The sequence below is a fragment of the Rhodovulum visakhapatnamense genome (assembly GCF_004365965.1).
GTDB classification, from domain to species: Bacteria; Pseudomonadota; Alphaproteobacteria; order Rhodobacterales; family Rhodobacteraceae; genus Rhodovulum; species Rhodovulum visakhapatnamense.
On sequence record NZ_SOEB01000007.1, the window covers coordinates 154652 to 167772 of the forward strand.

12 protein-coding genes and 1 riboswitch are annotated in these 13121 nt (G+C 67.6%); of the genes, 3 read left to right on the plus strand and 9 right to left on the minus strand.

Annotated features, from left to right (window positions below; genetic code table 11):
* Window positions 1-38 precede the first annotated feature (38 nt).
* Window positions 39-503 (plus strand): nickel-responsive transcriptional regulator NikR, encoded by a 465-nt coding sequence (gene nikR, locus EV657_RS08660; RefSeq protein WP_075787564.1) that lies wholly within the window; start codon window positions 39-41, stop codon window positions 501-503.
* A gap of 22 nt (window positions 504-525) precedes the next feature.
* On the opposite strand, the gene EV657_RS08665 is transcribed toward nikR, so the two are convergent.
* The gene (locus tag EV657_RS08665) at window positions 526-894 is read right to left on the minus strand and encodes a hypothetical protein (protein ID WP_134077650.1); all 369 of its coding nucleotides are present in this window, start codon (window positions 892-894) and stop codon (window positions 526-528) included.
* A gap of 31 nt (window positions 895-925) precedes the next feature.
* Window positions 926-1137: riboswitch (cobalamin riboswitch) on the minus strand.
* Between the two features lie 118 nt (window positions 1138-1255).
* Between EV657_RS08665 and metH the strand changes: the two genes are divergently transcribed.
* The gene (gene metH / locus EV657_RS08670) at window positions 1256-5017 is read left to right on the plus strand and encodes a methionine synthase (RefSeq protein WP_134077651.1); all 3762 of its coding nucleotides are present in this window, start codon (window positions 1256-1258) and stop codon (window positions 5015-5017) included.
* Between the two features lie 30 nt (window positions 5018-5047).
* Here the strand turns inward: metH and EV657_RS08675 are convergent, their stop codons facing one another.
* From EV657_RS08675 to pyrC, 7 genes are all read right to left on the minus strand, one after another.
* A complete protein-coding gene (locus EV657_RS08675) occupies window positions 5048-5485 on the minus strand; it encodes a paraquat-inducible protein A (RefSeq protein WP_208323250.1) in 438 nt (145 codons plus the stop codon).
* A 22-nt stretch (window positions 5486-5507) separates the two neighbouring features.
* Complete coding sequence (locus tag EV657_RS08680) at window positions 5508-6254, minus strand: ABC transporter ATP-binding protein (protein ID WP_134077653.1); 747 nt, start codon at window positions 6252-6254, stop codon at window positions 5508-5510.
* Window positions 6251-7033, minus strand: a complete 783-nt coding sequence (locus EV657_RS08685; RefSeq protein ID WP_081382109.1) for an MlaE family ABC transporter permease — start codon at window positions 7031-7033, stop codon at window positions 6251-6253. Before EV657_RS08685 ends, EV657_RS08680 begins: the two co-directional genes overlap by 4 nt.
* Window positions 7030-8082: an alanine racemase gene (alr, locus tag EV657_RS08690; RefSeq protein ID WP_075785736.1), complete on the minus strand. Its 1053-nt coding sequence runs from the start codon at window positions 8080-8082 to the stop codon at window positions 7030-7032. Before alr ends, EV657_RS08685 begins: the two co-directional genes overlap by 4 nt.
* Window positions 8083-8159: 77 nt before the next feature.
* Window positions 8160-9656: a replicative DNA helicase gene (locus EV657_RS08695; protein WP_075785737.1), complete on the minus strand. Its 1497-nt coding sequence runs from the start codon at window positions 9654-9656 to the stop codon at window positions 8160-8162.
* Window positions 9657-9868: 212 nt separating this feature from the next.
* Complete coding sequence (locus EV657_RS08700; protein WP_075785738.1) at window positions 9869-10549, minus strand: orotate phosphoribosyltransferase; 681 nt, start codon at window positions 10547-10549, stop codon at window positions 9869-9871.
* Window positions 10550-10622: 73 nt separating this feature from the next.
* Window positions 10623-11666, minus strand: coding sequence for a dihydroorotase (gene pyrC / locus EV657_RS08705; RefSeq protein WP_113668577.1), 1044 nt, complete (start codon window positions 11664-11666; stop codon window positions 10623-10625).
* A gap of 201 nt (window positions 11667-11867) precedes the next feature.
* On the opposite strand from pyrC, the gene EV657_RS08710 reads away from it, so the two are divergent.
* Window positions 11868-12074 carry a hypothetical protein gene (locus EV657_RS08710; RefSeq protein WP_075785740.1) on the plus strand — a complete coding sequence of 69 codons (207 nt, stop codon included), beginning with the start codon at window positions 11868-11870 and terminating at the stop codon, window positions 12072-12074.
* Window positions 12075-12104: 30 nt separating this feature from the next.
* Here the strand turns inward: EV657_RS08710 and EV657_RS08715 are convergent, their stop codons facing one another.
* Window positions 12105-13034 (minus strand): phosphoadenosine phosphosulfate reductase, encoded by a 930-nt coding sequence (locus tag EV657_RS08715; RefSeq protein ID WP_134077654.1) that lies wholly within the window; start codon window positions 13032-13034, stop codon window positions 12105-12107.
* Window positions 13035-13121: the final 87 nt, after the last annotated feature.

The following is a 13121-nucleotide window of genomic DNA, read 5'->3' on the forward strand; positions in this document are numbered from 1 at the left end:
CTTCGCGGGCAAAGTCGCCGCAAAGCGGGAGGGGCCCCATGCAGCGCATCACGATCACCATCGAGGACGACCTGCTTGAGGCGCTTGACGCCTTCATGGACCGGTCTGGCGCGTCGAACCGGTCCGAGGCCTTGCGCGACCTGATCCGCCGGGGGCTCGATCAGGATGCGCCAGAGGCGGCCGAATGCGTGGGCGTCGTGACCTATGCCATGGACCCGGCGCAGCGCGATCTGGGGCGGCTGGTGCCCGAAAGCCGCCAGCAGCACCACGACGCGGCCATCGCGGCGCTGTCGGTGCCGCTTGACCATCACGCGGCGGTCGAGGTGGCGGTGATGCGGGGCACGGTGGGCTCGGTCCAGGCCTATGCCAACAGCCTGTTCCTGCAACGCGGCGTGCGGCACGGACAGACCGTTCTGATCCCGGTGCGGACCGAGGTCGAGTTTCACCTGCATGGCGAGCGGGCGCATACCCACGATCACCTGCGGGTGCTGGACCGCTTCTGACCCCGGCGGCGGCGGGACCGGCCTAAAGCCTGAGGCGCCGCGCCCGGGCGCCGCCCCGGCGGCAAGGGCGCGGCAGGGCCAGATCCAGCGGCCGTGGCGGCATCGCGCGGATCTGCACCAGCAGGCGCCGAAACTCGTCCAGCGCGGCCGTGGCCGGACCCGGTGCCGCCTGCGCCTCGGCGGCGCGGGCGGCGGCGGGCAGATCGGCCCGGCCGGGCAGGCTGCCCAGCCACTGCATGAAGCCGAGCTGACCCAGCTCGCGCGCCCGTGCGCCCGTTTCGGGGCAGGCGGCAAGCCGCATCAGGACCATCTCCAGCATCGCCGGCAGACCGGCCCCGCCCGGAACCTCGTCACGAAAAACCTGGCCATGACGGCCCCCGATGTCATCCATCGCGGATCTCCTTACCGGGGCACCCCGCCCGGGTTCGCACGCTTGGATGGCAGGTCTCCTGGCTTGCGGGTCATCGCCGCCCCGACCCTTCCCGGACCTGCGGGTCCAGTGGCCGTCTCGGGGGGCTCTCCGCCTACAGTTGCGGGGGCAGCCGCGGCTTTGCCGGTGGTTCCGGCGGACCGCGTTCCCTTTTCACCCGCGCAGCCGGCAAGGCCTGCGGGAACCATCGCCGCAAGCGGTACCCGGCGGGGCGGGCGGCTGTCAATGGCGCAGCGGGTCGTTCGGCAATGTGAAGCGGCCTCATAAAGATCCTGACAAACATGAATTGGACAGGAGCGGCCGAAGGCCATATCTGCCGTCCATGACCCAACCTGCGCCCCGCCCCGCCCGCCTTTCGCTGTCGCCCGTTTTCGAGACCCTTCGCACCGCCGCCGCCGAGCGCATCCTGGTGCTGGACGGGGCGATGGGCACCCAGATCCAGAAGCTCGGCCTGACCGAGGAGGATTTCACCGGTCCTGGCGGCGGTTGCGGATGCCACCTGCACGGCGACAAGCCGCAGAAGGGCAACAACGACCTTCTGAACCTGACCAATTCGGACGTGATCGAAGAGATCCACTATCGCTATGCGTTGGTGGGTGCCGATATCGTCGAGACCAACACCTTTTCCTCGACCGCCATCGCCCAGGCCGATTACGGGCTGGAAGACAAGGTCTTCGCGCTGAACGAGGCGGGCGCGCGGCTGGCGCGCAAGGCGATGGACCGGGCCGAGGCCGAGGACGGGCGGCATCGCTTCGTCGCGGGCGCGCTGGGGCCGACCAACCGGACCGCCTCGATCAGCCCCGACGTGAACAACCCCGGCTACCGGGCCGTCAGTTTCGACGATCTGCGCATCGCCTATGCCGAACAGCTGCACGGGCTGATCGCGGGCGGCATCGACCTGGTGCTGATCGAGACGATCTTCGACACGCTGAACGCCAAGGCCGCGATCTTCGCCTGCGAAGAGGTTTTTGCCGAAACCGGCCTGCGCCTGCCCGTTATGATCTCGGGCACCATCACCGACCTGTCGGGGCGCACGCTGTCGGGCCAGACGCCGACGGCCTTCTGGCATTCAGTGCGCCATGCCCGGCCGCTGACCGTCGGGCTGAACTGTGCGCTTGGCGCCGATGCGATGCGCCCGCATCTGGCGGAACTTTCGGCCGTGGCCGACACGCTGATCTGCGCCTATCCCAATGCGGGGCTCCCGAACGAGATGGGCGAGTACGACCAGACACCCGACGAGATGGCGGCCCTGGTCGAGGGCTTCGCGACAGACGGGCTGGTCAATATCGTCGGCGGCTGCTGCGGCTCGACCTATGACCATATCGCGGCCGTGGCGAAGGCGGTCGAGGGGCATGCCCCGCGCAAGATCCCCGAGATCGCGCCGAAGATGCGGCTCTCGGGACTGGAACCCTTCACCCTGACCGACGACATCCCCTTCGTGAACGTGGGCGAGCGGACGAACGTCACCGGCTCTGCCCGGTTCCGCAAGCTGATCAAGGAGCAGGATTACGCCACCGCCCTCGATGTGGCGCGCGACCAGGTCGAGAACGGCGCCCAGATCATCGACGTCAACATGGACGAGGGGCTGATTGACAGCAAACAGGCGATGATCGACTTCCTGAACCTCGTCGCCGCCGAACCCGACATCGCCCGCGTGCCGGTGATGATCGACAGCTCGAAATGGGAGGTGATCGAGGCGGGCCTGAAATGCGTGCAGGGCAAGCCGGTCGTCAACTCGATCTCGATGAAGGAGGGCGAAGAGGCTTTCCTCGATCATGCGCGGCTGTGCCGGGCCTATGGTGCGGCGGTGATCGTGATGGCCTTCGACGAGAAGGGCCAGGCCGATACCGAGGACCGCAAGGTCGAGATCTGCGCCCGCGCCTACAAGCTGTTGACCGAAGAAGTCGGTTTTCCGCCCGAGGACATCATCTTCGACCCGAACGTCTTCGCCGTCGCGACCGGCATCGAGGAGCATGACAATTACGGCGTCGATTTCATCGAGGCCACCCGGCGGATCACGGCCGATTGCCCGCATGTCCATATCTCGGGCGGCGTGTCGAACCTGTCCTTCAGCTTCCGCGGCAACGAGCCCGTGCGCGAGGCGATGCATGCGGTGTTCCTGTACCACGCCATCCAGGCGGGGATGGATATGGGCATCGTCAATGCCGGTCAGCTGGCGGTCTATGACCAGATCGATCCCGAGCTGCGCGAGGCCTGCGAGGACGTGGTGCTGAACCGCCGCGCCGATGCGACCGAGCGGATGCTGGAGCTGGCCGAGAAATACTGCGGGCAGGGCGGGTCTCAGGCCCGCGAAAAGGACATGTCCTGGCGCGAGCTGCCGGTCGGGAAGCGGCTGGAACATGCTCTGGTCAACGGCATCACCGAATTCATCGAGGCCGATACCGAAGAGGCCCGGCTGGCGGCCGAGCGGCCTCTGCACGTGATCGAGGGCCCGCTGATGGCGGGGATGAACGTGGTGGGCGACCTTTTCGGGGCGGGCAAGATGTTCCTGCCGCAGGTGGTGAAATCGGCCCGCGTGATGAAACAGGCCGTGGCCGTGCTGCTGCCCCATATGGAGGCCGAAAAGGACGGCCGCCGCGAGGCTGCGGGCAAGGTCTTGATGGCGACCGTCAAGGGCGATGTCCATGACATCGGCAAGAATATCGTCGGCGTCGTGCTGGCCTGCAACAATTACGAGATCGTCGATCTGGGGGTGATGGTCCCGCCCGAAAAGATCATCGCCGCCGCGAAGGAGCACGCAGTCGACATCATCGGCCTGTCGGGGCTGATCACGCCCTCGCTGGACGAGATGGTTCACATGGCCTCCGAGATGCAGCGGCAGGGCTTCGACATTCCGCTGCTGATCGGGGGGGCCACGACCAGCAAGGTGCATACGGCTGTGAAGATCGCGCCGAACTACACGGCGGGGCAGGCGGTCTATGTGACCGATGCCAGCCGGGCGGTGGGCGTCGTGTCCGCGCTGCTGAGCGACAACCAGCGGTCGGGCTATGTCGAGGGCATCCGCGAGGAGTATCGCGAGATCGCCGAAAAGCATGCCCGCGGCGAGGCCGCCAAGAAGCGCCTGCCGCTCGTGGCCGCCCGCGCCAACCGGATCGCCATCGACTGGACGGGCCACACCCCGGCGAAGCCCTCCTTCCTCGGCACCAAGGTCTATGACCGCTGGGATCTGGCCGATCTGGCGGCGCATATCGACTGGACTCCGTTCTTCCACGCCTGGGACATGAAGGGCGTCTTTCCCCGCATCCTCGAGGACGAGGCCAAGGGCGAGGCGGCGCGGGCGCTTTACGACGATGCGCGGCGGATGCTCGACCGGATCGTGCAGGGCGACTGGTTCGCGCCGAAGGGCGTGGTGGGCTTCTGGCCCGCCAATGCGGTGGGCGACGATGTGCGGCTTTACACGGGCGAGGACCGCAAGGAAACGCTCGCCACCTTCCACACCCTGCGCCAGCAGACCGCCAAGCGACCGGGCGTGGCCAATGCGGCGCTGTCGGATTTCGTGGCGCCCGAAGGCACCGCGCCCGATTATCTGGGCGGCTTTGCGGTGACGGCGGGCCCCGAGGAAATCGCCATTGCCGAGCGCATGGCGGCCGAGCATGACGACTATGGCGCGATCATGGTCAAGGCGCTGGCCGACCGCATCGCCGAGGCCTTCGCCGAGCGCATGCATGCGGAAGTGCGCCGCAGCCTCTGGGGCTATGCACCCGATGAAACCTTCACCCCCGAAGAGCTGATCGCCGAGCCCTACAAGGGCATCCGCCCCGCGCCGGGCTACCCGGCCCAGCCCGACCATACCGAGAAGAAGACGCTCTTCCGGCTGCTCGATGCGGAACGGGCCGTGGGCATCCGGCTGACCGAAAGCATGGCGATGTGGCCGGGGCCGTCGGTTTCGGGGCTTTATTTCGCCCATCCCGACAGCTTCTATTTCGGGGTCGGCAAGGTCGAGGCCGATCAGGTCGCCGATTATGCCGCGCGGAAGGGGATTGCGCTCGCCGAGGCCGAACGCCATCTGGCGCCGGTCCTGAACTACACGCCCGGCAAGGCCGGCGACGCGGCGGCGGCCTGAAGACAGGTGCCCGGCGGACCATGCCGGGCGTCAGGTCCGGTGCATCACCCGGGCCGTCAGGCTCGACAATGCCAGCGAGGCCAGTACGCAGAAGGTGAAGAGGTAAAGCCCCCAGGCGGTTTCGACCCGGCCGAGGCCCACCCCTTTCGCGACCACGACATAGATCGCGATCAGGAACACATCGGCCATGGCGAGCTTGCCCATGACATGGATCGCGGGCAGCAGCCGGGGCGAGGCCAGATCGTACTGGACCAGCGCCAGCCCGACGGTCTTGGCATAGGGCGCGACAAGCGCCAGCAGCGTCACCAGCAGCGCGAGGAAAATGTCGGCCTGCCAGAGCGAGGCCAGCCCCGACAGCACGGAGATTTCCGACATCCCGAACAGCGGCAGGAGCCCCGCGCGCAACAGTGGCGCGGCCCAGGCGACGGGGAACAGGATCAGCAGCGCCAGATTGGCGAGGCGCAGCAGCCGCAGGGTCACGGCCGGACCGTCACCGCACCGCCTCGATGGGGCCTTCGGCGCGGCCATGGATGAACTGGTCGAGATAGGGATCGCCCGAGTGGTCCATGTCGGCGACCGGCCCGGTCCACTGGATCACGCCCCCATGCAGCATCGCCACGTCGTCGGCGATGGCCCGGACCGAGCTCATGTCATGGGTGATGGTCATGGCGGTTGCGCCCATCTCGACCACGATCTCGCGGATCAGCTCGTTGATGACGCCCGCCATGATCGGGTCGAGCCCGGTGGTGGGTTCGTCGAAGAAGATGATCTCGGGCTCGGCGGCGATGGCGCGGGCCAGACCCACGCGTTTCTGCATGCCGCCCGACAGCTCGGCCGGGAACAGATCGGCGACCTCGGGTTTCAGCCCGACCCGGCGCAGCTTTTCGATGGCGATCTCGCGCGCTTCGGCCTTTGGCCGCTTGGTGGCGCCGCGCATCAGCCGGAAGGCCACGTTCTGCCAGACCGGCAGCGAATCGAACAGCGCGCCGCCCTGAAACAGCATCCCGAAGCGCGCCAGAAACGCCTCGCGTTCGGCGCGCGACGCATCCTCGCCCTCGATCAGGATCTGGCCCGCATCGGGCCGCACCAGCCCGAGGATGCATTTCAGCAGCACCGACTTGCCGGTGCCAGACCCGCCGATGATGACCATGCTTTCGCCCTTCGGGACGGTCAGCGTCACGCCCCTCAGGACATGGTTCCGGCCGAAGGCCTTGCGGATATCGCGAAGCTCGATCATGCGGCGAAGAACAGGGTTGTGAGAATGTAGTTGGCGGCCAGCACCAGAACCGAGGCGGCGACCACCGCCGATTTCGTGGCGGCCCCCACGCCCTGGGCGCCGCGGCCCGAATTCATGCCATAATAGCAGCCGACCAGCGCGATCAGGAAGCCGAAGGCCGCGCCCTTCACCAGACCCGAGGTCACGTCCCAGATTTCCAGATAATCGGCGGTGTTCTTCAGATAGGCGGCGGCGTTCAGCCCGAGGCTTTGGGTGCCCACCAGATAGCCGCCGAAGATGCCGATGGAATCGCCCACGGCGACCAGAACCGGCACGGTGACCGTCGCCGCCAGCACCCGGGGCACCGTCAGATAGCGCATCGGGTCGGTCGAAAGCGTGACCAGCGCGTCGATCTGCTCGGTCACCTTCATCGTGCCGATCTCGGCCGCGATCGAGGACGAGACCCGCGCGGCGACCATCAGGCCCGCCATCACCGGACCCAGTTCGCGCGCCATGCCGATGGCGACGATCGATGGCACGACCTGGCCTGCATTGAAGCGCGAGCCGCCCTCGTAGATCTGCAATGCCAGCGCCGCGCCGGTGAAGACGGCGGTCAGCCCGACGACGGGCAGGCTGTTGTAGCCGATCACCCAGACCGCATGCCCGAATTCTCGAAAATAGAAGGGCGGGCGCACCATCGCGTAAAGCGTGGCCCCGAGATAGAGCGTGAGTCGCCCGAGCGCGGCCAGCCCGTCCAGCACCGCGCGACCGAGCGCGCCGACGGGGTTCAGCAGGATCATGTGCCCGCACCGCCGACATAGCGGCGGGCATAGCGGCGGCCGAGCGAGGTCATGATCTCGTAGCCGATGGTCCCGGCGGTGTCGGCGACCGCGTCCACCCCCTGTTCGGGGCAAAGCAGGTCAAGCGCGGGCGGAACCGTGCCCAGATGGGTGATGTCGGCGGTGATGAGGTCCATCGAGACCCGGCCGAGGATGGGGCAGGGCGTGCCCTCGAACCAGAGCTGGCCACGGTTCGACAGCGCCCGGTGCATGCCGTCGGCATAGCCCGCGGTCACGGTCGCGACCACGCGGCGCTCGGGCGCGGTAAAGGTGTAACCGTAGCCGATGCTTTCGCCGGGCTGCACCTCGCGGGTCTGGATCACCGGGAAGGACAGGCCCACGACCGGCTCGGCCTCGGGGAAGGGCAGCCCGCCATAGACGCCCATGCCGGGGCGGGTGACGTCGAAATGATAGTTGGGCCCCAGCAGAACGCCGCCCGTCGCGGAAAGCGAGCGCGGCACGGCGCAGCCGTCGGTCATCTCGCGGAAGGCGGTCAGTTGCTGAAGGTTCGCGGGGTGGCCGGGCTCGTCGGCGCAGGCGAGGTGGCTCATGATCAGGACCGGCCCCGCGGCCAGGACGATGTCGCGCACCGCCGCCCATTCGGCCGGTTCAAGACCCAGCCGGTTCATCCCCGTATCGAGCTGGATGCCGAAGGCACGACCCGGCAGGCCCTCCATGTGGCGGGTCAGCTGGTCGACCGAGTTCAGCATCGGCACCAGGTCGAGATCGCCGATCATGTCGGTATCGCCCGCCATATGGCCCGAGAACACGCAGATCTGCGGCCCCGGTCCCAGCGCGTTGCGGATCTGGGCGCCTTCCTCGGCGGCGGCGACGAAAAAGCGCCGGGCGCCGGCCTGGGCCAGCACGCGGGCCACGCGGTCGCCGCCCAGCCCGTAGCCGTCGGCCTTGACGACCGCCCCCGTTTCCACGCCCGCTCCGCTTGCGCGGTCGAGCGCCTTCCAGTTGCGCGCGAGCGCGTCGAGATCGATCGTGAGTGTACCGGTAGCCATGGCCGCTGTTGTGCCACGCGCGCGGGCCGCGTCAAGAGCCGAATGGCCCGGGCTCGGCCCGCCCGCGTCCGGGTCGATCAAAAGCCCTCGACCGCCTGTCCCTGCTGCCAGGGTTTTACGAGGTTGCCGAAGCGGGTGAAGCGGCCCTCGAAGCTCAGCTCGACCGAGCCGATGGGCCCGTGCCGCTGCTTGCCGATGATGACCTCGGCCTTGCCATGGACCGATTCCATCTGCTCCTGCCACTTGGCCATGCCCTCGAGGTCGTGATCGCCGGGCTTTTCCCGTTCCTTGTAGTATTCCTCGCGGAACACGAACATCACGACGTCGGCGTCCTGCTCGATCGAGCCCGATTCCCGAAGGTCCGACAGTTGCGGCCGCTTGTCCTCGCGGTTTTCGACCTGGCGCGACAGCTGTGACAGCGCCACGACGGGGATGTCCAGCTCCTTGGCGATGGCCTTCAGCCCTTGGGTGATCTCGGACACCTCGTTGACCCGGCTGTCCTTGGCGGTGGCGGGGCGGACGAGCTGCAGGTAGTCGACGAAAAGCGCATCGAGCCCGTGGGTCCGTTTCAGCCGCCGGGCGCGGGCCGCAAGCTGGCTGATCGGCAGGGCGGGCGTGTCGTCGATGTAGAGCGGACAGGCCTCGAGGTCCTTGGCGGCGTTGACGAAGCGGCGGAACTCGGTCTCGGTCATGTCGCCGCGGCGGATCTGTTCCGAGGGCACCTCGGCGGCCTCCGACAGGACCCGGGCGGCCAGCTGTTCGGCGCTCATCTCAAGGCTGTAGAAGCCCACGACGCCGCCATTGACCGCGCCGACCGATCCGTCGGGCAGGGTGCCGCGCTTGTAGGCGCGGGCGATGTTGAAGGCGATGTTGGTCGCCAGCGAGGTCTTGCCCATCGAGGGCCGCCCGGCGAGGATCAGAAGGTCCGACCGGTGCAGCCCGCCGAGCTTCTTGTCGAGATCGGTCAGCCCGGTCGAGAGGCCCGCCAGCCCGCCGTCCCGCTGATAGGCGGCATTGGCGACCTTCACCGCATCGGTGACGGCGCGCAGGAAGGACTGAAATCCGGTTTCCGACTGGCCCTTCTCGGCCAGCTTGTAGAGCCCCTGTTCGGCCTCGACGATCTGGGCGGCCGGTTCCGAGGCGATGTCGACCTTGGCGGCCTTGTCCGAGATTTCGGCGCCGAGCTTCATCAGTTCGCGGCGCAGCCAGAAATCGTAGATCATCTGGGCATAGTCGCGCGCCGCGAAGGACGAGATCGCGGCCCCTGCGAGCCGCGCCAGATAGGCCGGCCCGCCCAGTTCGGCGAGCCCCTCGTCATCCTCGAGGAAGGCTTTCAGCGTGACCGGCGAGGCCAGCTGGTTCTTCTGGATCCGGTTGGCGGCGATCTCGAAGATCCGGGAATGGACCGGATCGTAGAAATGCTGCGGCTGGACGATGGACGCGATCCGGTCGAAGATCTCGTTATTGGTCAGGATCGCGCCCAGCAATTGCTGCTCGGCCTCGATGTTATGGGGCAGGCCGGTCGTGTCGTCCGCCTCCTCGCCCTCGGGCCGGATGGTTCTGACCTTGTTCATGTTCGTTAAACTCCCTGCAGGGGGGTTCTAGCCCCCCGCCTGCGGCCACGGCAATCTGGGTAAACCTGTGGATAGCCTGTGGATGAATGGTTCATAAGTTTCCACCCCGAGTCTTGCGGGTCGAGGTGGCCTTGCGTCAAGATTTGGTTTCCTGCCGGGCTCCCGGGCCGGAAGGTCGAGAGGTTTCCGGCGTCAGACAGGCGGGTTTGCGCCTAAACCTTGGCTCGCGCCTCCTGCCAGGCGCGCGGCGCTTTCAGGAATTCCTCGACTTCGGCAAGCGTGGCGGAATCGAAGGTGCCCTGGGCGCGGGCCTCGGCCAGGACGTCCCACCAGGTGCAGAGATGATGCAGCCGGATGCCGTGATCGCCCAGGGTCTTTTCGGTTTCGGGGAAGATCCCGTAATAGAAAATCACCGCCGTATGACCGCAAATGGCGCCGGTGTCGCGGATCGCGTCGACGAAGCTGATCTTCGAGCCGCCATCGGTGGTCAGGTCCTCGATCAGAAGCACCCGGTCGCCTTCGGCCATCACGCCCTCGATGCGGGCGTTGCGGCCGTAGCCCTTGGGCTTCTTGCGGACATAGGTCATGGGCAGCGCCATCCGCTCGGCCACGAGGGCTGCGAAGGGGATGCCCGCGGTTTCGCCGCCCGCGATGCAGTCGAAGGCCTCGAAGCCCGCGTCGCGCAGCACGGTGACGGTCAGGAAATCCATCAGCGTGGCGCGGATCCGCGGAAACGAGATCAGCTTGCGGCAGTCGATATAGGTGGGCGAGGGCAGGCCCGAGGCGAGCGTGAAGGGCGTTTCGGCATTGAAATGCACCGCCCCGATTTCCAGCAGCATGCGGGCGGAGAGGCGGGCGATTTCGGACTTGTCGGGGAAGGCGGTCGGGATCATGGCGCAAGCGTCTCCGTATCCTGCCGGACGGGTGCGGCCCGGCCCGGCGATTTTTCTGCGAAAAATCCGCGGCTCACCGCTCGACCCGCCAGTGCAGATCGAAGCCCGGATCGAACAGCGTCACCGGCCCGGCCCCGGTCTCGATCCGCGCGGGATAGGCGACGGGCGCGGCATCCCGGGTCAGGGTGATGCGGTCCTCATTGGGCGGCAGGCCGTAGAAGGCGGGGCCGTTCAGCGAGGCGAAGGCCTCGAGCCGGTCAAGCGCGCCCGCGCGTTCGAAGACCTCGGCGAGGCAGGACAGCGTGTTCGTGGCTGAAAAGACCCCGGCGCAGCCGCAGGCGCTTTCCTTGGCCGGGTCGGCATGGGGCGCGCTGTCGGTTCCGAGAAAGAAGCGCACATCGCCCGAAGTCGCGGCCGCGACCAGCGCGTCGCGATGGCGCGCGCGCTTGGCCACCGGCAGGCAATAGTAATGCGGCTTGATCCCGCCCACCAGAATATGGTTGCGGGTGATGATCAGGTGATGGGTGGTGATCGTCGCGCCAAGCCCCGCTTCGGCCGAGCGCACGTAATCGACGCCGTCCGAGGTCGTGATATGCTCCATCACCACCTTCAGGCCCGGCACCGCGCGGCGGATCGGGTCGAGCACCCGGTCGATGAAGACCGCCTCGCGGTCGAAGATGTCGATCTCGGGGTCGACCACCTCGCCATGGACGCAGAGCGGGCAGCCGATCTCGGCCATCCTGTCCAGGACCCCGCGCACCTTGTCGAAATCGCTCACGCCCGAGGCCGAATTGGTCGTGGCCCCGGCGGGGTAGAGCTTGACCGCCGTCACCAGCCCCTCGGCATGGGCGCGGGCCACATCCTCGGGATCGGTCTCTTCGGTGAGATAGAGCGTCATCAGGGGGGTGAAGTCCGCCCCCTCGGGCAGCGCGGCGATAATCCGGTCGCGATAGGCGGCGGCCTGGGTCCCGGTCACCACCGGCGGCACCAGATTGGGCATGACGATGGCGCGGGCGAAGTCGCGGGCGGATTCGGGCAGCACGCCGGCCATCATGGCGCCGTCGCGCAGATGCAGGTGCCAGTCGTCGGGGCGGCGGATCGTGAGGCTCTGGGTCATGGGGCAGGGCGATACACAATCGCCCGGGCGCTTTCCAGTACCGATCGCGGTCGGCTTGCGGCCTTGGGGCGCCGCGCGCCGCGCCTGAGCCAAGCGCCTGACGCAAGGCGGGGCTTCCCATCCGTCAATGGAAAAGTCACGGATACTGTCCTATCTTGCGGGCATGGGAGGAAACAACTGTACGCGAACAGGAGTTTCCATATGGCACTCGCGAATACGCATGTTGCGGGCCAACGCGGCTCGCTCGTTTCCTCGATCATCGCGGCGATGGTCCGCATCGTCGAGAACCACCCGCGCACCCGTGCGCTGGAAAAGCTGAACGCCATCTCGGACGAGGATCTGGCGGCCCGGGGGCTGACCCGGCAGGACGTGATCCGCCGGATTTTCAGCGACCGCTTCTACCTTTGATCTCGCTCTGATCCCGGGCCGGTCGGTCGCTCAGACCGGCACGTCCGGCCGGTGGCGCCGCAGCCGCCGGTCCAGATCGGTGCGTGCGCCGGTCAGGTGCTCGTGCTCGGCAACATGGCTTGCATGACGCAGAACGCCCCGCGCCAGATCGGTGCGGCCGGACTTGTCAAGCCGGTCCAGAAGGGCCGCAAGATAGGGTGCGTGCTGGCGCCGCGCCCGGAAAAGCCGGAAAAAGACCTCGGCGGTCAACTGACCCTCGCCCGCCGCGTCGATCAGTTCCGGCAGGACGGCCATGGCCGACAGATGCGCCTCGAGCGCGTCGCCGCAATGGGGCGTGGCCAGCCGCATCACGTTGGGCCCGTCAAACAAAGCGGCATGCATCGCGTCGAGCGTCTGCGCCGGGTCGTAGAGGATTGCCGCACAGCAGGCGGCCTCGATCATGTCCGGGGCATAGCCATAGCGCGAGGTAAAGTCGCGCCGCCTTGCCATCAGAAAACGCCGGTCCCAGTCCAGCTGCGCGGGGTCCAGCGTGGCCTGCGGCGCGAGCGCAACCACAGCCGCCCCCGGCGCCACGACGGAATAGGCGCAGGCCGCATAGCCGCACATGCCCGCCCCGTAGAACACCACGCGATCGAACGCGTCGAAGAATTCTGAATCGACGCGCTCGTCGAAGAAGTCGTAAACCGCCCGGTCGCGGAACCAGGTCGCGCCATGGGCTACCAAGGTCAGCCGCGACCAGCCCGCGGGCTCGGCAAGCTGGGCGGCCAGGGTATGGCCGACGGTCGCCCCGGTCAGGATCTCGCGGGCCTGCTCGAAAGTGACCAGAAGCGTGCCGCCCCCCGCCGCCCAGACGGCGGCATGGTCGGGGCCAAGCGCCTTGACCCACGCCCCCGTACCGGACCGGTCCAGCAGTGTATGCCAGCGGCCTGTCTCGCTTTCGCTCGCGAACCGGTCCTTCATGCCCACCTCTACAACCGTGAGGAAGCCTAAATCCAAGTTGCGGCGTCCGAAAGGCGCGTTTTTCACCGACCGGCGCGGCACGGCGTC